Origin of the sequence: Parabacteroides sp. AF17-28, from assembly GCF_003479205.1 — a bacterium.
GTDB classification, from domain to species: domain Bacteria; phylum Bacteroidota; class Bacteroidia; order Bacteroidales; family Tannerellaceae; genus Parabacteroides; species Parabacteroides acidifaciens.
In genome coordinates, this window is the sequence record NZ_QUGV01000020.1 from 67708 (window position 1) to 89406 (window position 21699).

Below are 21699 nucleotides of genomic sequence, written 5' to 3' on the forward strand. Positions count from 1 at the left end.
TGTTGATATATCTACTTATGAGGCCTTCGACTGCCCGCTGAATTGATATAAACAACAGCCCACGCCCTTTTAGCTTGTATATGCGTACATGCTGGCGCATGTGTATATAACAAGGAAAGGAACGTGAGCGTTTTGTTGTCTATTATCCAATTCAGCTGAAATTGTCGAAGTTTCATAAGTAGGATAATATCTTTAAAACGCTTCTCGTTTATCTAATAAGATGCATTGACCCGCAACGCCATGCAGGTGTACATGGGGCAAAAGTAGGCCTTAGTTTTCAATAAACAAAGAAAAAGGAAGAAATAGTGAAACTTTTCCCCCAATTCCTTGCTCCTTCATTAATAATATGTACATTTGTAGATTAAGTAATAACTAAAAAAAACGTTGACTATGAAAAAGGACGAATCAGATCTGAGAATCATGGAAGAGAAGGAAAGAAAAGAGTTGCAAGACCGGTATATTCGGTTCGACTGGGCCATCAAGCGTTTGTTGCGCCAGAAGGCTAATTTTGATGTGCTCGACGGTTTCCTGACTGTGATGTTGGGTGAAGAGATCAAAATCGTGGAAATTCTCGAAAGCGAAGGCAACCAGGAAAGCGCCGACGATAAGTTTAATCGCGTCGATATCAAAGCGCTGAACAGCAAAGGCGAAATTATCATTGTCGAAATCCAGAACACACGTGAAATCCATTACTTAGAGCGTATCCTTTACGGCGTGGCCAAAGCTATCACCGAGCATATCTCCCTTGGCGAGGGTTACCAGCAAGTAAAGAAGGTTTATTCGATCAGCATCCTCTATTTCGACATCGGTGTAGGTGACGATTATATCTATCACGGGCAGAACAACTTCACCGGTGTGCATACAGGTGACCACCTGCGTATCAACACGCGAGAACGCAATGTGCTCGTCTCCCGCTTGCCGGCAGATATTTTCCCCGAATATATCCTGATCCGTGTAAACGAGTTCGACAAGGTGGCGCGTACGCCTTTGGACGAATGGATCGAATACCTGAAAGACGGTACAATCCGTCCCGACACGACCACTCCTGGTCTTCGGGAAGCCCGTGAGAAGTTGAAATACTACTCCATGTCGCCCGGCGAACGCCTTGTCTACGATCGACATATAGATGATATCATCATTCAGAACGACGCGATCGACACCTCCAAATGGGAAGGACGAATGGAAGGTCTTGCTGAAGGTGAAGCGAAAGGACTTGCAGAAGGCCTTGCCAAAGGTATGCGTCAAGTCGCTGTCAACATGAAACGCTTGGGTATGGATATGGAATCCATTATCAATTGTACCGGCCTGACGGAAGAAGAGATTGCTTCTTTATAATCGGATTATTTGTTCACCAAAAGCAAATATTAACGCTTGATTCTTAATTGTCGTTTAAATTTCTTTCTACCTTTGCCTACTTAAAACTAAAAAACACAAACTTAATTCTTGCGCTATGTTAACTCAGATTATAAATGGCAAGATCCTTACCCCACAGGGCTGGTTGAAAGACGGTTCTGTTCTGATAAGCGATAACAAGATCCTGGAAGTGACGAACTGCGACTTAGCAGTTGTTGGAGCCACTTTGATAGACGCCAAAGGCATGTATATCGTGCCGGGCGGAGTAGAAATCCATGTGCACGGCGGTGGCGGACGTGACTTTATGGAAGGCACGGAAGAGGCGTTCCGGGTGGCAATAGCCGCCCATATGCAGCACGGTACGACCAGTATTTTCCCTACGCTGTCTTCTTCCACAATCCCGATGATCCGCGAGGCGGCTGCAACGACTGAAAAGTTGATGGCTGAAAAAGACAGTCCGGTTCTGGGCCTTCACCTCGAAGGACACTACTTCAACATGAAGATGGCCGGCGGACAGTTGCCTGAAAACATCAAGAATCCGGACCCGGAAGAATACATCCCTTTGTTGGAAGAAACACATTGTATCAAACGTTGGGATGCAGCCCCCGAACTTCCGGGCGCTATGCAGTTCGGAAAATACATCACATCGAAAGGCGTGGTGGCTTCTGTCGGGCATACACAGGCTGAATACGAAGATATCCAGACTGCCTATGAGGCCGGATATACGCATGCGACACACTTCTATAATGCAATGCCGGGTTTCCACAAACGTCGCGAATATAAGTATGAAGGTACGGTGGAAAGTATCTACCTGATCGACGATATGACGGTTGAAGTTGTGGCTGACGGTATTCATGTGCCGCCGACGATCCTTCGCCTGGTCTATAAGATCAAAGGGGTGGAACGCACTTGTCTGATTACCGATGCGTTAGCTTGTGCGGCAAGCGACAGCCAGACGGCGTTCGACCCGCGTGTGATCATTGAGGACGGCGTTTGCAAACTGGCGGACCGTTCCGCCCTTGCCGGCAGTGTCGCCACGATGGACCGCCTGATCCGTACGATCGTCCAGAAAGCGGAGATTCCGTTGGAGGACGCTGTCCGTATGGCTTCCGAAACACCGGCACGCATCATGGGCGTGTATGACCGTAAGGGCTCTTTGCAGCGTGGTAAGGATGCCGATATCCAGATTTTGGATAAGGACCTGAATGTACGTGCTGTCTGGGCGATGGGAAAATTGGTCGAAGGAACCAATAAGCTGTTCTAATTGAAAATTGAGAATTGAAAATTGAAAATTATGCTGACTCAGATTATAAATGGCCAGATTCTCACCCCGCAGGGATGGTTGAAAGACGGCTCCGTATTGGTAAGCGACGGTAAGATACTGGAAGTGACAAATAGCGACCTGGCTGTGATAGGCGCCAAGGTGATAGATGCCAAGGGAATGTATATTGTTCCCGGTTTTGTGGCTATGAACGTGCATGGCGGTGGCGGACATGATTTTAAGGAATGTACGGAAGAGGCTTTTCGTACGGCGGTTGCAGCCCACTTGAAACATGGGGCAACGACTATATTCCCTACTTTGTCCGCTTCCCCGAAAGAATCCATTTGCAAAGCAGTTTCTATCTGCGAGGGCCTGATGGCTGAAAAGAACAGTACGGTTTTGGGGCTTCATGTGGAAGGCCCTTACCTGAATACAAAGATGGCAGGCAGCCTGTATGATGTGAAAGACCCGGATAAAGAGGAATATACCTCTATTCTGGAATGTACCGGTTGTATCAAGCGTTGGGATGCCAGTCCGGAATTGCCCGGTGCGCATGACTTTGCCCGTTACCTCCGGTCGAAAGGCATTTTGGCGGCTATCACGCATACGGAAGCCGAGTTTGGTGATATCAAGGCTGCTTATGCTGCCGGTTTCACACATGCCGCCCAGTTCTATAATGCAATGCCCGGTTTCCACAAGCGTCGTGAATATAAATATGAGGGAACAGTGGAAAGTGTGTTCCTGATGGACGATATGACAGTCGAAGTGATTGCTGACGGCAAGCATTTACCTTCCACGATCCTCCGCCTGGTTTACAAGTTGAAAGGTGTGGAACGCACTTGTCTGGTGACCGACGCGTTGTCGTATGCCGCCAGCGATATAAAGCCGGATGAGGATTCGCGTATTATCATAGAAGACGGTGTTTGTAAGCTGGCAGACCATTCTTCGCTTGCCGGAAGTATTGCGACGATGGACGTACTGGTCCGCACAATGGTCCAGAAGGCGAATATCCCATTGGCCGATGCTGTCCGTATGGCTTCCGAAACGCCGGCGCGCCTGATGGGGGTTGCCGACCGTACGGGAACTTTGCAGCGCGGCAAGGATGCCGATATCATCATCATGGACCGCAACCTGGCTGTCCGTGCCGTTTGGTCGCTGGGACATCTTGTTCCGGATGCCAATACATTATATTAATGATGATTTATCTGTTACTTTTGGCTTGACCCAAAAGTAACCAAAAAGTCAAGGCTTAACCGGCCGGGCTACTCCGGGTAAAGGCTACGCTGTCGCCTGCGAAACTCGCTTCGCTCAGACAGCGCAGGCTCCGGGCGCTTCGCCTTTACCCTCCGCTTTACGCCCGTCCGCTTAGGCCTTTCTTAGAAAGCTCCGCTTTCTCTTGGGATGGCCGACACCGCCTGTCTCTTTGCGGCCCCTGTTCCCGCACTCGATGCGGGATCGCATAGGAACGACCGGTGTCACAATCCTCAACAGAGCCGTCAGGCTCTATTTCATTTACAGTTTTTCCCTCTGCCAAAACCTGTTTTATATATACTTCCTATCGATGTATTGATTTTTTAAATGGTTTGTAAAGCTGGATTCGTGGATTAATTGTTATATTTGTGATTCAAGTTATGAATGATATACTAAATCAATAATTAAACATGAAGACAGACCTTAGTTCGCAGATTACCCTGACGAGAATACCGCAACGGTACTATCGTCCGGAAAATGCTTTCGAGCATTCAGTTTTAACCCGTCTGGAAAAGATTCCGACAAACATCTATAAATCGGCCGATGAAGGCTCGTTTGCTATTGCCAAAGAGATAGCCGATCAAATCCGTAAGAAACAGGAAATCGGAGAAAACTTCGTGATGGCTATTCCCGGAGGCCGTTCTCCGTTGAGCATATATAAGGAATTGATCCGTATGCATAAGGAAGAACAATTGAGCTTCCGCAATGTGGTTCTCTTTGTTGAGTATGAATTTTACCCGCTTGTTTCTTCTTCTGCCGGTAATGTGGCACAGTTGAAAGAGGCTTTGTTAGATCATATCGATATCGCTCCTGAGAATGTGTATGCTCCCGATGGTTGTATGCCGAAAGATGCTATCATCGATTTCTGCCGGATATATGAAGAAAATATCCAGAAGGCAGGCGGTTTGGATTACATCCTGTTAGGCGTAGGACATGCCAGCAATATCATGTTCAACGGTGTCGGAGCAAGTTTGAGTTCCCGTACACGTCTGGTTCTGCTGGAAGGTGCAGCCCGTAAAGAGGCTTCCCGCACATTCCCGTCATTAGATAATGTGCCGGCCGGCGTCATCACGATGGGTATCGCAACCATGATGAAGGCACGTAACGTGATTCTGATGGCATGGGGTGAAGACAAGGCCAATATCATTGCAAAGACAGTGGAAGGCAAGGTGAGCGACGCTGTTCCCTCTTCTTATCTGCAGAACCATACGAATGCAAAAGTAGTGGTCGACTTGTCCGCCGCTTATGATCTGACCCGTATCAGCCATCCCTGGTTAGTGACCAATTGCGAATGGGACAATAAGCTGATCCGCCGTGCAATCGTCTGGTTGTGCCAGTTGACCGGCAAACCGATCCTGAAGCTGACAAACAAGGATTACAGCGAAAACGGCCTGGGTGAACTGCTTGCCCTTTACGGTTCCGCTTATAACGTAAATATCAAAGTATTCAACGATATCCAGCACACGATTACCGGATGGCCGGGCGGCAAGCCGAATGCCGACGATTCGAACCGTCCCGAACGTGCCACTCCGTATCCGAAGAAGGTGATAATATTTAGCCCGCACCCCGATGATGATGTGATTTCCATGGGTGGAACATTCCATCGCCTGTGCGAACAGCACCACGATGTGCATGTCGCTTATGAGACTTCCGGAAACATTGCGGTCGGCGATGAAGAGGTAATCCGCTACTGCGAATACCTGCGCGACGTCTGTGAAAAGTACACAAAAGACGAAACGGTGAAGAAGAAAGCCGAAGAAATCATCCACTTCCTGCGTTATGAGAAGGTGGAAGGCGAGGCTGAAAAGCGTGACGTGCTCTTTATGAAAGGTACGATCCGCCGGGAAGAAGCCCGTGCTGGTGCCCGTTACAGCGGCATCAAGAGTGACGACCATATCCACTTCCTCGACCTGCCGTTCTACGAAACCGGGCTGGTGAAGAAGAACGACCTGGGAGAAGCCGATATCGCAATCGTGAAAAAGTTGCTGATGGATGTGCAGCCCGACGAAATGTTTGTGGCCGGTGACCTTGCCGACCCGCACGGGACTCACCGTGTCTGCCTGAATGCTGTTCTGGCAGCCCTCGACGAGCTGAAAGATGAAGAATGGTTGAAGAACTGCCGTATCTGGATGTACCGCGGTGCATGGGCCGAGTGGGAAATGGACCATGTGGAAATGGCTGTGCCTATCTCTCCCGAAGAATTGCGCCATAAGCGGAATGCGATCCTGAAACACCAGTCGCAGGCAGAAAGCGCACCGTTCCTGGGTGATGACGAACGTTTGTTCTGGCAGCGTGCCGAAGACCGTAACCGGGCTACAGCCGAGCTGTATCACCAGTTAGGCCTTGCTTCTTATGAAGCGATGGAAGCATTCGTGCAATATGTTCCGGTTCGATAAACCCTGTTAAAACCGGACGCAGACAACGCAGAAGACGCAGAATAACGCAGACTTTTATTTGTAATAAATATTGTCTGCGTTATTCTGCGTCTTCTGTGAAATCTGCGTCCGGTAATTTATTAGTAGGTAGTTCCCTGGAACACGTTAGAGTCTGAATAAGGGAGCAAAGTTCCATTCATTGTCAGATCGTTTCCTGAGAAGTTCGGGTCTACGGTTACCATTGCATTGTTGGTCCCGCTGTACAAGACGAGATTGACGGTTGCGGAGATAAAGATGCCCTGTACGCTCATGGACAGATATACGTTTCCGTTGTTTTCCTGTTTGACCTGTACGTTGGAGGCAGATCCCTGTACGGTGATACCGCCTAATCCATTAGGGCCGGGATAGGGAGAGTTGGAAGCAATCTGTACCATTGCCTGTCCGTCGTTCAGCGAAACGAAGTTGGTGTTGGAGTTTACATAGTAAACGCGCCCGTTCAACGGTTGTACGGAGTTGGCTTCGAGAACGAACGACTGGTTTGTGATAGCCTGCATGGCATTGTTGAATGCCTCTTCGCCCATAACGGCATCCTTAGCTAACCTTTCCTCTTTTTTCTCTTTTCTTTCCAGCTTTTTTTCAGCCTTTTCTGCAGCCTTGCTTGTCTGAGCCTGCACGTGTGTCATGCCACCCAACAGAAGGGTGCAGACCACCATCATTGATACAATTCTTTTCATACAATTTAGTTTAAAACGTTTATTCAAAAATGTAATAGAAAAACAACCGGATTGTGGAAATGTTTCTGGCAAGTACGCGATTACAGATACAATAACATTCTATCGGAGTATTTATGTTAATCGCGATATTTATGCGGGAAACTTGCCTGGAATGGTGCTTGGAAATGATTTATCCTGTATTTTTGTACGGATAATAATCGATTGATATGAAAATAGATGTTTGTTTTTCACCTGCTTTATACCCGGTTTACCATAATCCGGAAGCGATCGTAGTCGTGGTGGATATATTTCGGGCAACAACGACAATGGCTGCCGCTTTCGGTAATGGCGTGCGCAGTATTCGTCCGGTTGCAACGGTCGAGGAGGCGCAGGCGTATAAGGCAAAAGGGTGGCTGGTCGGTGCCGAACGGAATGTGAAACGGTGCGAATTTGCCGACTTCGGCAATTCCCCGTTCGACTATACGCTGGAAAAGGTTTCCGGAAAAGATATCGTCTTTACCACCACCAATGGCACACGTGCGATTACGATTGCCCGTTCGGCTTACCGGGTGGTGACGGGGGCGTTTATCAATTTGCATGCCGTAGCCGGTTATTGCCTGGCGTATAAACGGGATGTAGTCGTGCTGTGTTCCGGATGGCAGGATAAGGTGAATATGGAAGATACGCTTTTCGGGGGAGCCTTGACCGATATCCTGGTCAATACTGGCCTGTATGGGACGGGGAGCGATGCCGCTGTGATAGCCCGTGATATGTGGACGAATAACAAGAAAGACCCGGCTGGCTATCTGGAGCTGTCCGAGCATATAGCGCGCCTGAAAGCCAATCATCTGGAAGATGCTGTGCCCTATTGTCTGACGTTGAATCTGACAGACAAGGTGCCCGAACTTGTTGTGACCGAAGATGGAGTATTGATATTACGTTAATGAGGAGATAGAATAGATGGATAAACATACCGGAAAAGTACGTTTTGGAGTGGTCGGTACGAACTTTATAACCGACTGGGTGATCGCCGGGGCCCGGCAGGACGAACGCTTCGAGTTGGCGGCAGTCTGTTCCCGCAAGCAGGAGACGGCGGATGCTTTCGCTGCTAAACATCAGATACCGCATACATTCACTTCACTGGAAGAGATGGCGAAGAGCCCGCTGGTCGATGCGGTGTATATCGCCTCGCCGAATTTTCTCCATGCCGAACAAAGTATCTTGTGTATGAAACACGGTAAACATGTGCTTTGTGAGAAACCTTTCGCGTCGAATGCCCGGGAGGCGGGGGAGATGATTGCTGCATCCCGTACATATAATGTTACGTTAATGGAGGCCATGAAGCCGACGCTTACCCCTAATTTCCTGTCTGTACGGGAGAATTTAGGACGGCTGGGGATTGTGCGTCGCTATTTCTCTTCCTATTGCCAGTATTCTTCCCGTTATGACAAGTTTAAAGAAGGGATTGTCCTGAACGCTTTCAAGCCGGAATTGTCGAACGGGGCGATGATGGATATCGGCATCTATACGGTTTATCCGATGGTCGTTTTATTCGGCCGTCCGGACAAGATAGATGCTTCCGGAATTGTTCTGTCGTCAGGAGCGGACGGGCAGGGGGCGGTCAATTTTGAATATGACGGGATGAATGCGACGGTTCTCTATTCCAAGATAGCCAACTCGTCTCTTCCGACGGAGATACAGGGTGAAGACGGCAATATGACGCTCGACCGGATCAATATCATCAGCAAAGTCACCTATACGCCTCGCCTGGCAGCGGCTTCCGGTAAAGGTCCGGTTGCCGAACCGCAGGATATCAGCGCCGTGACGGATCGGGACGAGTATTATTATGAGGTTGCCGAGTTTATCGACCTGGTCCTGTCCGGTAGACGCGAATCCGCGATTAACAGCCATGAGTATTCACTCATCACCCTGGAAATAATAGATGAGGTCCGCCGGCAGTTAGGGATTGTCTATCCGGCGGATCAGGAATGACAGATCAATATTCCCGGAGGAAATAGCGCATCAGGAAGTCCCAGTTCTCATGAATGATCGCCTTGCTGCGTTCTTTGCCGAGCAAGCTTTTGGCCTGGGCGTCTGTCAGCATGCCTTTTTCTTCCAGTATCCGGAGCAAATAAGGGCTGCATCTTTTGACCATAAAGAAAGAGATACCTTGGTCTTCCGCTTTCTTCTGATCGTAGAAGGGGTTGTTTTCATCTTTGATATATTCGACTCCGTTAGTCAGGACCTGCAGCCCTTCCGCCGGTGTGGCGTAAACGGCAAATTTCTGTGGAACGGTGTCGCCGGCTGCGCCTTGCGTGTCTATGCCGATATTTGTGAGAAAATCCAGGAACTCTTGTTTGGTTTTGAAATAAAGAAGCGGTTTGCCTTCTGCGGCAGCAGTGAACTTCCCGAAATGTTCGGCTAATGTTTTTTCGGCTTCTTCCGATACCGGTTCTTTGAACGACTGGGTTTTCTCGCCCTCTCCGGCAAACAGCTCATGGTCCGGGTGTCCGGCCGGAAGGATCAGGGAAAGCCATTTCGGAGCCGTGTAGGCAAGGAAAGGACTTTTTGAGACGCGGGCCAGCGAATCGTGGATGACCATAATGGCCTGATCGTTCCGTTCTTCGGTTTGTTGCCAGTATTCTTTGATTGTTCCGGTTAACACTTCCTGTGCATCGGTAAACAGATAACATTTATAATGGAACCAGTACAACAGTTCATTATATTGCGATTCTTCTTCATACCGGGTTTCCGGTGCAAAAAGCTGTTGCATCCTTTCGTTTTCGGGAGCAGTAGTCCATTCGTCGCAAAATAACTGGTAGATCAAGCCTGCCGTATCCCCGTTTGCCGCATTGTCCGGGCTGACGAATGTCCCTTTACGGGCTCCGTGGTATTGTTGTGTATAATGCCAAAGCAGGAACCGGATATCTTCGTAGTTGACCTCGTCTTCGTAGTAGTAGTCGCCGGGCGTATAGAACGGCAGGTATTTGCCGTATAGTGCCTTATGCTCCCTGATAAACGAACGCCAGATATTCAGGCCGGAAATGACATCTTCGAAATGGGCGGCCATGCGCATACTGATCTGCTTGACTTCTTCTTTATCAAAAGAGTTGGCAAGATGCGTCTCTTCCAGCATATCATAAATACGGTTTGCTATATGGGTATAATAAAGGTCTGTCGAGTCGGATTGTTTATAGGGATGCAGTTGCAACCAATCTTTCGGGTAAATTTTAATGTTCTTCATATCTTGGACTTATTTGTGCTCATAATTATTAGTTAATTAAGGGCACAAATGTAACAAATATTTTAGAGGTGGAGAGAATGCGTGAAAATAAAGCGTGCCCCGTCGGTGTAATCTTTATCCAGCGTAACCTCTCCTTCAAAACGTTCGGCTATGATACGGCAGATGGAAAGCCCCAATCCGGTTCCCTGCACGCATTCGTTCAGTTTCTCAAAACGTTCGAATATAGCGTCTTGCTTATCCGCCGGTATTCCGCAACCGGTGTCGGTGACGGTGAAACGTACGATTCCGTTTGTTTCGTCGATCGTGTAAGCCAGTTCGATGAAACCGCGCTCCGTAAATTTGGTTGCGTTCCCGACCAGGTTGATCAGCACTTGCTGGAGGCGTAGTTTGTCTGTTTTCAGGGTGAAGTTCTCGTTTTCGGGTGTGAGTCTCAGTTCGACTCCGGGTTTCACACGGTGTTCCACGCTCATCAGTGCGCTGCGGCAACACTCCGTCAGATTCTCTTCGGCAAAAGTGAAGCGGTATCTTTCTGATTCCAGGCGGGAAATATCCAGAATGTCATTGACCAGGTTGAGCAGGAGAGCCGAGTTATCCATGATGATACGCGTATATTCTTTCCGTTCGTCTCCTATTTCCGTTTCCACATCCAGTATCTGGGCAAACCCGACAATGGCATTCAACGGAGTGCGGATCTCGTGGCTCATGTTTGAGAGGAACAGGCTTTTCAGACGGTCGGATTCTTCCGCATGGTCACGGGCGATTCTCAATGCTTTCTCCGATTCCAATAAGGCCTGTTTATCTTTTTGCAGTTCATTCTTCAGCTTGTGGGTGTGCATATAAATGATTGTACCCAATATCAGTATGACCAGGAATAAGCCGGCCAGGGCAAGCGTCCATTTCAACTGTTGCTGTTTTGCTCCCAGTTCGAGCTCTGCCACGCGAAGCTCTTTTATCTGGAGTTCGAGGTTGTTCATGTCGTGGAGTGCATGCAGTTGGCTCAACTGCCGGACAAAGGAGGCGCTATTTATCTCTTCATTTTGCACTAATGCTTCCTTGTATTGCAGGGCTGCTTCGCGCGTGTTTCCCATATCCATCAGTATCTCGGCTCTCAGCTTTTTTACGTCCGGACTGTTATCCAGTTCCGCCACAGCGTTGATTGTATTCAGAGCCTGTGTATATTGGCCTGCTAATTTGTAGTAGCTGGCTACATTAAACATATAGAAGATGCGCACATATGTATCATCCAAATTGTCAAGATAGGGAATTGCGGCCTCCATGTGTTTTTTTGCTTCCGGAGCATTCTTTTGACGGACGTATAGACTGAGATAAAAGGCCTCCGACAGCAATGTGCAGCGGTCATAGGGAAAGGAAGGGTCGGGACCGTAATTTCCGCTTTTGATGTCGGCAATCAATGTTTGCAACTGATCGAGATGTTTGTGGACGCTCTCGAACCTATTCAGTTTTAACTCGGATTCGATCATATTGTTGAGGTATTGGACGACGTAGCGATACTCTGTTTTTTTTGTTTGCAGTAGATCCAGCCCTTCGAGGAAAAAATCGACGGCGACACTGTCACGGCCAATTCGTTGATTGATCAGTCCCTGTGTTTCGCAACTACAGATAATACCGGTTTCATTCTTTTCTTCTTTAGCCAGGTTATACAAACGTATGGCAGCGTCTGCTGCTTTCTCAAATTGGTCGTCCCAGAGCAGGAGTTGGCAGAGGAAGGTATGAGCATCGAAATAGTAATCTTTATACTCTCCCGTCACTTTGGCAAGAGAATCGATTCGGGACACATAGTGCGAGACGTTGTCTACATCTCCCATATTGTAATAGAAGCGGACCAGTGTACGGATCGCCCATCCTTCTTTATCCGTATCCCGTGCTTCACTTGCCTCTTTCCGTAATTGATTCAACCAGAAATATCCGGTTGAATCGTCCATGGAAAGGTAAGACATCTTTTCCAGTAATTCCAGACGTTTATTGGTTTCGGATGTAACCATAAGCAATTCTTTAATACTGTCTTTTCGCTGTTCCAATTCGGAACCGTATAACGTGACAATGCTGCAGAGGCAGAATATCAGTTGGAGGAAAATCTTATTCTTGCTCATGGGGCCTGTTTATGTATTAGTATGTATAGTATTTTTAATTCATGATATGTTTACAAAGATATATATAATGTTTGACAAATCATATCATATCATTCTTAATGGTTATTCTATTTTTGATATTCAAGCGTTAAAAAAAAGATCGTTGCCCGGCGAATATATGCATGTTTGAATAAATATGTCATTTATATGCTTGTTTATTGATAATTATTACTTTCTTTGTGTAGTAAAAAGGGTTATTAATGTTGCCTATGAACACAAAATGTATTCTTCAGAATTCTTTATGGAATCTTGTCTTGTTATTGCTCGTTTCCTGTTCGGATACGGACTTGAAAGAGATTGGAACAGGTGATTCCTATGGCCGGCAAAATGCAATTGCCGAGATCGGTGCACAACCGGTAATGTTCAATCTCAAATATGACGTGCCGGATGGTTACCGCGTGTCATTTGAGGTCTATGGAGAAAATCCGCTCGAAACTCAGGGTGGCTTGTTGGTTAAGAAGTCGAATCTGTCGCCTATCTTTACCGGCATCACGAACGGTCGGGGAGAATATATGCTGTCCCGCCTGCTACCGGAGCAAGCCGGGGATTTGTATGTCTATTCTTCTTATATAGGAGTCCCCTCCCTGTTGTATGGTCGGATTGCAAATGGAACGGCGGATTTTAAAGAAGTCGAACAGAGCCGAGACGATGCGGAGACAAAAGCTTTGCTCGGTTGGTCCGATAATTTCCCCTATCTGAAGCTCGGCGGCTGGAATTCGTTGGGTAAGCCGGATTATATTACCAAGAAGGAAGACGTCAGCAGTTCTATCTTGAAGGCGATTAACCAGGCATTCCCGGAATGGAAGAGTGCCGCGCCGGAGTATCGTAAGCGGACTGACATCTATGTGCAGAAAGACGCTCAGATTTGGGTGAGTATGCTCCATTCCGGCAGTTTGTTTGATAACGTGCTGGGATATTTCTCTTACAAAGGGGATATTAAAGATGTAGATCCCGCTTCGATCAAAGAGATTATAGCGTTCCCGAGGGCAAGCATTGTCCGTCTTCTCAGTTCAGGCCTGAAAGCCGGAGAGGCTGTCCAGTTGAAGTATTATAATCCTGAGACAGGTCGGTTGGAAAACACCTTCCCGCAAGGGACTTCCATCGGTTGGGTACTCCGTTCCGATGGTTATAATTTGTTGAACCGTACGATCAGTGACGGTAAGTTCCGTTTCTATTCTTATCCCGAATGGAACCCGGAGTCCGGTAATAAGAGCCATACGGTGTTGTTCAAGAAAGATAATTTCGTCGTTGTCGGTTTTGAAGACCTGCCGAACGAACGTATCAATCTTTTGAAGGGTGATGGCGATTGCAACGACCTGATGTTCCACGTTTCCTCTTATCCGGCTGACGCTATCACGTATGACATACCGGAGATCCCGGATGGCAGCGGTGCTACTGAAGAAACGGAAGATGTGGATGCCATACAGCAGTTGTCTGAAGTGATGGATCTCCCTTCCGACGATCCTGATTTCTGGAATGATCTTTGGATTGCCTCCAAGTCTACATTAAACTGGAATGTCTCCGATCAGGAGAATTTGGATAGCTACGGCAGTATCGTCGGGCTGAAAGAAGAACTGATCGTTGCTAACAGCCGTACGATGAACAGTTTGATAGTCGAACAGCCTGTTAACGCTGCATCTTCCCGGATATTCGTTAAGACGACGATCCGCAGGACCAAGACGGCTACCACGGAAAAGAAACGTATCTTTGTCAAGACTACCGTACGTGGCATGACAGTCGAGGTCGAAATGGAAGTCGATGCCTACGCTATGTCGATCCGGAAGAATACAGCGAACGAAGAAATTCTCCGCAAGATTCTATCCTCACGTGGCAAGATTGACGCGAACGAACCAATCCGCATCACGGTGGAAATGGAGTTCGATCCGATCCCCTGGGAACAGTTTGAGGATTTAGTTCCCGGTCCCTATTCTCCGCATATTGTCGAATAGTTTATCGGAAACAGTGCCAAAAGTCCGTCTCTCGCGGGCTTTTGGCACTATTTTTATATATCTTTCTCTTGAGAGATGTTTAGTGAATGAGTGAAGATGAAGCGTGCACCGCCGGTGTATTTTTTGTCCAGCATAACATCGCCACCGAATCGTTCGGCAATGATCCGGCAAATGGAAAGCCCTAACCCTGTACCTTGTACATATTCGTTCAGCTTCTCGAAACGCTCGAAGATGGCGTCTTGTTTATCCGCCGGTATGCCACAACCGGTATCTGTGACGGTGAAGCGAACCAGATCATTTTTCTTATCAACAGTGAATGCCAGTTCAATAAAACCCTGCTTGGTAAACTTGGTCGCATTGCCGACCAGATTGATTAATACCTGTTGCAGGCGTAGCTTATCCGTGTTCAGTATGAAGTCTTCACTTTCGGGAGAGAACCGCAGTTCCACGCCCGGTTTTACGCGATGTTCCGCGCTCGTCAGTGCCGCCCGGCAACACTCTGCTAAATTCTCTTCGGCAAAAGAGAAACGGTATCGTTCCGATTCGAGGCGGGAGATATCCAAGATGTCGTTGACCAGGTTGAGCAGAAGGGCGGAATTGTCCATAATGACTTTGGTAAACTCTTTCCGTTCGTCCCCTTCTTCTGTTTCAATATCCAATAGTTGGGCGAATCCGACGATCGCATTCAGCGGGGTACGTATCTCGTGACTCATATTGGAGAGGAACAGACTTTTCAGGCGGTCCGACTCTTCGGCATGGTCACGGGCGATGCGCAATTCTTTCTCCGACTCGAGCAAAGCCTGCTTATCCTTCTTCAGCTCGTTGTTCAGCCGGCGGGTGTGCATGTAGACAAGCGTTCCTAATATCAGGATGATGAGGAAAAGGGATGTCAGGGCGATCGACCACTTCAACTGCTGCTGTTTGGCTTCCAGTTCGAGCTCTTTGACACGGAGTTCTTTCACTTCCAGTTCCAGCTGGTTCGTGTCGTGGATGGCACGGAGTTCGCTTATCTGGCGGATGAATGTCTCGACGTTCCGGCTTTCGTTCTGTTCGAGCGCATCACGGTACTGGATGGCAGCTTCACGGGCGTCTCCCTTGTCGAACAGGATTTCGGCTTTGAGCTTCATCGTCTCGGGCGAGTCGTTGAGTTCCATCGCCTGGTTGATGATGTTGAGTGCCTGGGCATACTGTTTCGTCAGCTTGTAGTAGGCAGCCAAAGTGAACTTATAGAAGTGTTCCACATATCCGTCGTTTATATCATTCTCATACGATTGGGCCAGGGCGAGGTGCTTCTTGGCCTCGTCTGCATTCCCGAGTTGTACATACAGGTTGATGTAGTATGCTTCGGACAGCAGGTAGTTACTGCTGTACAGGTGCGACATCCCCGGGTTGGGTACGTTTTGCATCATCTCGTCTAAGTGTCCCTGTAGTTCTTCCACATGCTTGCGGGCGTCTTCAAACCGCTTGAGCTTCAGTTCAGAGTCGATGATACTGTTAAGGACGCGGATGATGTAGGGCACTTTTCCCGAAGTCGCGACCAGCAGGTCCAGGCTTTCTTCCAGGTAGGCGACGGCGATACTGTCCTGCCCGATTTGCTGGTTGATAAGCCCGAGCGTTTCTCCGAGATTGATGATGCCTCGCGCGTTATTCTCCTCTTTGGCCTGTTTGAAGAGGCGGACGGCGGTGTCGGAGGCCTTTTCCCGTTGTCCGATCCACAGGAGGTTCTGGCATAACAATGCTTGTGCACCATAGTAGTAGTAGCTGTGTTCACCTGTGACTTTGGCGAGCGAGTCGGATTGTGCGGTATAATAGATGAGGCTGTCCAGCATCTCGAAATTGTAGAAGTAGACTGCCAGATGTCCGAGTGCCCAGTCTTCGTTTTCCCGCGAGTTGTTCTTTCGGGCTTCCAGTCTGGTTTGCTGTATCCATTTCAGTGTTGCCGGTGTGTTGGTTGTTAGGGCACATAGTTCCTGTAATATTTCTATACGTTTGGCAGGGTCTGTTGTCTTAGCTAATACGTTGCTGAGGCTATCCTCGGATTGTACCATTGAGTCTTCGTTAGCCATTGAAACGTTGCAGATGCAATAGAGAAAAAGGATGATAATAGAGTATGTCTTCATTCTGTATATTGGTTCGATTATATTTGAGAATAAAGACAAAGATAGTAAAGAAATATGGATTGTGAATGATGTATTAGAGCACTGAACAATAGATAGAAAGGCTAAATTAAGGCTGTCGGATTGTTTTACATCGGCTGAAAGAAATCGCAAGAATATGCGATTATTTTCAGCCGCCTTTCCGGAGTCCTACAGGGGTAGAGCATGCGTGAAGATAAAGCGTGCGCCATCGGCATATTTCTTGTCGAGCGTCACTTCCCCTTCGAACCTTTCGGCAATGATCCGGCAGATGGAAAGTCCCAATCCCGTACCCTGCACATGTTCGTTCAGCTTCTCGAAACGTTCGAAGATGGTGTCTTGTTTCTCTGCCGGTATGCCACATCCCGTATCTGTGACGGTGAAACGGACCAAGCCTTTTGCCTTGTCTACCGTGTAAGCCAGTTCAATAAAGCCATCTGTGGTGAACTTGGCCGCATTGCCGATCAGGTTGATCAATACTTGCTGCAGGCGCAGCTTGTCCGTGTTCAGTACGAAATCCTCACTTTCGGGGGAGAAGCGTAGTTCCACACCGGGCTTCACGCGATGTTCCGTACTCGTCAGTGCTCCCCGGCAACACTCCGCCAAATTCTCTTCGGCGAAGGAGAAGCGGTAACGTTCCGATTCGAGGCGCGAGATATCGAGGATGTCATTTACCAGGTTGAGCAGCAGGGCGGAGTTGTCCATGATGATCTTCGTATATTCTTTCCGCTCGTCCCCCTCTTCCGTTTCGATATCCAGCAGCTGTGCGAATCCGACGATCGCATTCAGCGGCGTGCGTATCTCGTGGCTCATATTGGAGAGGAAGAGGCTTTTCAGGCGGTCCGATTCCTCGGCATGGTCACGGGCGATGCGCAGTGCTTCTTCCGAGCTCAGCAAGGCCTGTTTGTCTTTTTGCAACTCGTTCTTCAGCTTATTGGTGTGTGAGTAGATGACGGAACCTAATATCAAGATGAAGAAGAAGAGTGTCGCCAGGGCGATCGTCCACTTCAACTGTAGCTGTTTGGCTTCCAGCTCGAGCTCTTTGACCCGTAGTTCTTTTACCTCCAGTTCCAGTTGGTTCATATCGTGGATGGCACGTAGTTCGCTTATCTGACGTATGAATGTTTCGACGTTCCGGCTCTCGTTTTCTTCGAGCGCCTTGCGGTACAGGATGGCGGCTTCTCGGGTATCTCCCTTGTCGAACAGTATTTCGGCTTTGAGCTTCATCGCTTCGGGAGTGACTTTGATGGCCAGTACACGGTCGATCATATCCAACGCTTGGGCGAACTGCCCTGTTAATTTGTAGTAGGCGGCCAGGCTGTATTCGTAAAAGTGTTTTACGAAATCGTCGTCTATATCTTTTTCGTAAGGTTGGGCTAACAGATAGTGTTTATGAGCCTCGGCTGCATTCTTAAGCTGCACGTTCAGGTTAATATAATATGCTTCGGACAGTAAGTAGTAGCAACCGTATGAAAAAGAGGCGGTACTTTCCTTTCTTTTGATTAGGTATTCTTGCAGCAGTTTTATGTGTTTCCGGCTGTCTTCGAACCGTTGTAGCCGTAGCTCCGATTCGATAATGCTGTTCAGTATCTGGATTGCACGTCCGTATTTTCCGGAAATCCCAGCCAACAGTTCCAGTCCTTCCGTCATGTATGTGACGGCAATGCTATCCTGTCCGACCTGCTGGTTAATAAGGCCAAGGGTTTCGCTAAGACTAATGATTCCCCCTGTATTATTATCTTTCTTGGCCTGTTTGAACTGGCGGATCGCTATATCGGATGCTTTTTCCTGTTGTCCAGCCCATAACAGGTTCTGGCATAGCACAGCTTGTGTTTCGTAGTAATATTTAGTCCGTGTTCCCATTTCCTTGGCGAGCGAGTCGGCCTGTGCAGCGTAATGGATGACGCTGTCCAGCTTTCCGGCGTTATAATAGTAGATCGTCAGGGCACGTATCGTCCAGTCTTCCTCCTCTTGCAAATTGATTTTCCGGGCTTCTGTCCGGGCTTCCTGTATCCATTTTAGGGAGGCAGGTGTGTCGAGTTTTATTTCATGTAGCTTTTTCAGCAGTTCAATACGGTTCTTTGGATTCGTCGTTTTGCCTAATGCGGCGCAAAGGCTGTCCTGACGTTGCTTCAAGAAGTTTTCATTGGCCAGTAGCATCTGGCAGTAACAGCAGAGAAACAGTATGATTGTTATGTTGGTTTTCATTCAAGAGTTGATTGTAAGTATGTTGAAAATCAAGGCAAAGATAATAAAGAAATCCGGATTATGGCATAAAGGGGAATAATATGGAGGGAGATTTGTTGCTCTTCGCAGAGATAGCGACTAATTCGGATTGGGCAAGCATGTAAACGAATTGTAATAATTGTTTTAGCATTGTAATAAGGTTTACATTCTTTTGCAATATACCTGCTCTACTTTTGCCGTCAAATAAATGTAACAAGTATTAAAAGGAATGAGACGTATTGGTGAAACAGGGAACGGCAGGTCGTTCTTTCTTCTGGTGTTGGGTTGTGTCCTCTCGCTGTCCGCCTGGGCGCAGACAGGTGTTATCTGCGGAACGGTGTCGGATGCTAAATATAAGGATGCGCTGATCGGTGCTTCGGTTGTGATCGAAGGGACGACGGTAGGCGCGATTGTTGATGTGGAGGGTAATTTCCGGATCGAGAATGTCAAACCGGGGAAATATACCTTAGTAGCGTCTTATGTATCTTATAAATCGGAAACAATCAAAGATGTGGTAGTGAAAGCGCACCAGGAATCGGTACTCCGGATCGAACTCTCGGATGCCGACCTGCAACTGCAAAACGTGGTGGTCGTGGCACAACGGAAGTTAGGGACGGAAACCGCTATCATCAATACCGTACGTAAAAGCCTTCCCGTCGTGAGCGGTATTTCTGCCCAACAGATCGGTAAGACGCAGGATAGCGATGCAGCCGAAGTACTTCGACGTATTCCGGGGATCACGATCGTGGAGGACCGCTTCGTTGTCGTGCGCGGACTGGCGCAACGCTATAACAACGTATGGCTCAACAATGCGACTACGCCTTCAAGCGAGACGGACAGCCGGGCGTTTTCGTTCGACGTGCTTCCCTCTTCGCTGATTGACAATATGATGGTCTACAAGAGCCCGTCTGCCGAACTGCCTGCCGATTTCTCCGGTGGTTTTGTGCAGGTGATGACGAAGAATATCCCGGATGGGAATACCTTTAATGTATCCTACCAGATGGGTTTCAATACGAATGCCACTTTCCGCGACTTCCGGTTGACGGATGGGACGTGGAAGGATTACCTCGGGTTCGGCGCTGGCGTGCGAAGCCTGCCTTCTTCTTTCCCTTCGCATTTGGGGGAACACACGACGGAAGAAGCCGCCGCCTTTACCCGGCAGATCAACCAGCGGTGGGGAATCGACAAGTTTACTGTCATTCCCGACCAGAAGATATCACTGACGGCGCACCGTTCTTATGACGTGGGCGACTGGAAGATCGGGAATATAACGAACGTAAACTGGAGTACCGAGTACGATTATTCGGAGACGGTAAACAACAACTTCATCGCCTACGATGTGAAGAACGACGTCTCCCGTCCCCGCTTCGAGTATAACGACATTCGCTATAAGAACACCTCCAAGATAGGCGCCCTCTTCAACTGGTCGTTTCTGAAAGGCAACAACAAATATGAACTTCGCAACTTCTTCAACCAGCGCGGTGTTTCCGCTCTGACGCAGCGGGAAGGGGTGAACTACTATTCCGACAAGAATATCCGCAAATGGGAATCACTCTATACCGGCCGTACGACCTACTCCGGACAGATCAGCGGTACCCATACCTTGCAGGAAAATATCAATAAAGTGGATTGGACAGCGGGCTACGCTTTCGCCTCCTATCGCGAACCGGACCGCAAGATCGTGAACTCCATTCTCGATGAGAACCGGACGGAGAAGCCGGACTACTACGTATCCGACCCGATGCGCTACTATCAGGACTTGAAGGATCATAGTGCGTCGTTAGCGGCAAACTATGAGCATAAGTTCGTGGTGTCCGATATGTTCGCCCCTGTTTTCAACGGAGGTATCTACGGAGAATATAAGAGCCGTACGTTCGACGCACGCCGTTTCGGTTACAACCTGTTGGGTAAAGGATATGACCGGTATGCAGACTGGGACTATACTGGCTTGTTCACCGACGAGAACATCTCGGCAGACAAGATCTGGATGCGCGAGACGACAACGAACAGCGATTCGTACACCTCTGAAAATATGCTTGGCTCCGCTTATGTTTCCGCCAAGTTGAACTACGGGGAGGTGCTGAATGCCAATATCGGTGTCCGGATGGAATACTACCGGTTACAGATGGACGGTTATAGCTCGGACGGTACGACACCGGTTCATCTGGATAACAAGACGACGGACTTCTTCCCATCTCTCAATGTGGCTTACAACCTGTCGCCGAAACATCTGGTACGTGCCGCTTACGGCCGTTCGGTCAACCGGCCGGAGTTTCGTGAGGTGGTGCCTTATGTGTACTTCAACTTCGAGCGGGATGCGAACATTGTGGGAAATACGGAACTGAAGAATGCCTATGCCGACAATATCGACTTGCGGTATGAGTTCTATCCTGCCTCAGGCGAGATGATTACGATCGGTGGTTTCTATAAGCGTTTCAAAGACCCGATCGAGGAAACCTACAACGAAGCCGGTTCCGGTTTGCAATATACCTATCACAATGCGAAGAACGCCGAAGCCTTCGGTGTGGAACTGGATGTGAAGAAGAATCTGGACTTTATCGGCCTGCGGGGACTGAGCCTGGTCTGCAACGCCGCTTACATCCATAGCCGCGTCCGTTTTGAGGAAGGAGCGCCTGAACGCGACCGTGCGTTGGCGGGACAGTCTCCCTATCTGGTCAATGCCGGACTTTTCTACCAGCATGATGACAAAGGGATCTCCGCTTCGCTGCTCTATAACCGGATTGGGAAGCGCATTGAATCGGTCGGTGTCCCGATGCAGAACCAGAATGAAGATATACCCGATATATATGAAATGCCCCGCAATTCGTTGGACCTGACTTTCTCGAAGAAGATCGGCAAGGTTGTCGAGATCAAGGCGGGTATCCAGGATATGTTGAACTCCAAAGTCGAGTACAAGCAGTTCGTAAAACTGACGGACGAGAATGGAGGCAAGCGCGAACGTGAACAGTTGATCCGCAGCTTCCGCCCGGGGGTGGATATCAATGTCGGCGTCTCTCTTAAGTTTTGAAGTTTAATTGAATA

The 21699-nt window shown here is 48.4% G+C and carries 13 protein-coding genes; 8 read left to right on the top strand and 5 right to left on the bottom strand.

All coding sequences use genetic code 11. The features are described from left to right. Nucleotides 1-390 precede the first annotated feature (390 nt). The 4 genes from DWW90_RS14485 to DWW90_RS14500 all read left to right on the top strand — a co-directional run bounded on the left by DWW90_RS14485 (nt 391) and on the right by DWW90_RS14500 (nt 6261). Entirely contained in the window at nt 391-1335 is a 945-nt protein-coding gene (locus DWW90_RS14485; protein WP_122345460.1) for an Rpn family recombination-promoting nuclease/putative transposase, read from the top strand. Between the two features lie 115 nt (nt 1336-1450). Continuing rightward, nucleotides 1451-2617: an N-acetylglucosamine-6-phosphate deacetylase gene (nagA, locus tag DWW90_RS14490; RefSeq protein WP_115500478.1), complete on the top strand. Its 1167-nt coding sequence runs from the start codon at nt 1451-1453 to the stop codon at nt 2615-2617. A 30-nt stretch (nt 2618-2647) separates the two neighbouring features. Further along, on the top strand, nt 2648-3808 hold the full coding sequence (gene nagA, locus DWW90_RS14495; RefSeq protein WP_122345461.1) for an N-acetylglucosamine-6-phosphate deacetylase: 1161 nt from the start codon (nt 2648-2650) through the stop codon (nt 3806-3808). A 467-nt stretch (nt 3809-4275) separates the two neighbouring features. Further along, nucleotides 4276-6261, top strand: coding sequence for a glucosamine-6-phosphate deaminase (locus DWW90_RS14500; protein WP_122345462.1), 1986 nt, complete (start codon nt 4276-4278; stop codon nt 6259-6261). A gap of 119 nt (nt 6262-6380) precedes the next feature. Here the strand turns inward: DWW90_RS14500 and DWW90_RS14505 are convergent, their stop codons facing one another. Continuing rightward, nucleotides 6381-6974 carry a DUF4251 domain-containing protein gene (locus DWW90_RS14505; RefSeq protein ID WP_115500475.1) on the bottom strand — a complete coding sequence of 198 codons (594 nt, stop codon included), beginning with the start codon at nt 6972-6974 and terminating at the stop codon, nt 6381-6383. Nucleotides 6975-7180: 206 nt separating this feature from the next. Between DWW90_RS14505 and DWW90_RS14510 the strand changes: the two genes are divergently transcribed. Continuing rightward, nucleotides 7181-7897, top strand: a complete 717-nt coding sequence (locus tag DWW90_RS14510; RefSeq protein WP_122345463.1) for a 2-phosphosulfolactate phosphatase — start codon at nt 7181-7183, stop codon at nt 7895-7897. A 16-nt stretch (nt 7898-7913) separates the two neighbouring features. Continuing rightward, complete coding sequence (locus DWW90_RS14515) at nt 7914-8945, top strand: Gfo/Idh/MocA family protein (RefSeq protein ID WP_122345464.1); 1032 nt, start codon at nt 7914-7916, stop codon at nt 8943-8945. A gap of 4 nt (nt 8946-8949) precedes the next feature. Here DWW90_RS14515 and DWW90_RS14520 read toward each other — a convergent pair whose 3' ends face one another. After that, the gene (locus DWW90_RS14520) at nt 8950-10197 is read right to left on the bottom strand and encodes a DUF3843 family protein (protein ID WP_122345465.1); all 1248 of its coding nucleotides are present in this window, start codon (nt 10195-10197) and stop codon (nt 8950-8952) included. Between the two features lie 62 nt (nt 10198-10259). Continuing rightward, a complete protein-coding gene (locus tag DWW90_RS14525; protein WP_122345466.1) occupies nt 10260-12308 on the bottom strand; it encodes an ATP-binding protein in 2049 nt (682 codons plus the stop codon). A gap of 248 nt (nt 12309-12556) precedes the next feature. Between DWW90_RS14525 and DWW90_RS14530 the strand changes: the two genes are divergently transcribed. Continuing rightward, a complete protein-coding gene (locus tag DWW90_RS14530) occupies nt 12557-14296 on the top strand; it encodes a DUF4114 domain-containing protein (RefSeq protein WP_158582846.1) in 1740 nt (579 codons plus the stop codon). Between the two features lie 53 nt (nt 14297-14349). On the opposite strand, the gene DWW90_RS14535 is transcribed toward DWW90_RS14530, so the two are convergent. Together DWW90_RS14535 and DWW90_RS14540 are read right to left on the bottom strand one after the other, a co-directional pair. Beyond that, nucleotides 14350-16416: an ATP-binding protein gene (locus DWW90_RS14535; RefSeq protein ID WP_122345468.1), complete on the bottom strand. Its 2067-nt coding sequence runs from the start codon at nt 16414-16416 to the stop codon at nt 14350-14352. A gap of 186 nt (nt 16417-16602) precedes the next feature. Then, complete coding sequence (locus tag DWW90_RS14540; protein ID WP_122345469.1) at nt 16603-18639, bottom strand: HAMP domain-containing sensor histidine kinase; 2037 nt, start codon at nt 18637-18639, stop codon at nt 16603-16605. 247 nt (nt 18640-18886) lie between these two features. On the opposite strand from DWW90_RS14540, the gene DWW90_RS14545 reads away from it, so the two are divergent. Further along, nucleotides 18887-21685, top strand: a complete 2799-nt coding sequence (locus tag DWW90_RS14545) for a TonB-dependent receptor (protein ID WP_122345470.1) — start codon at nt 18887-18889, stop codon at nt 21683-21685. Nucleotides 21686-21699: the final 14 nt, after the last annotated feature.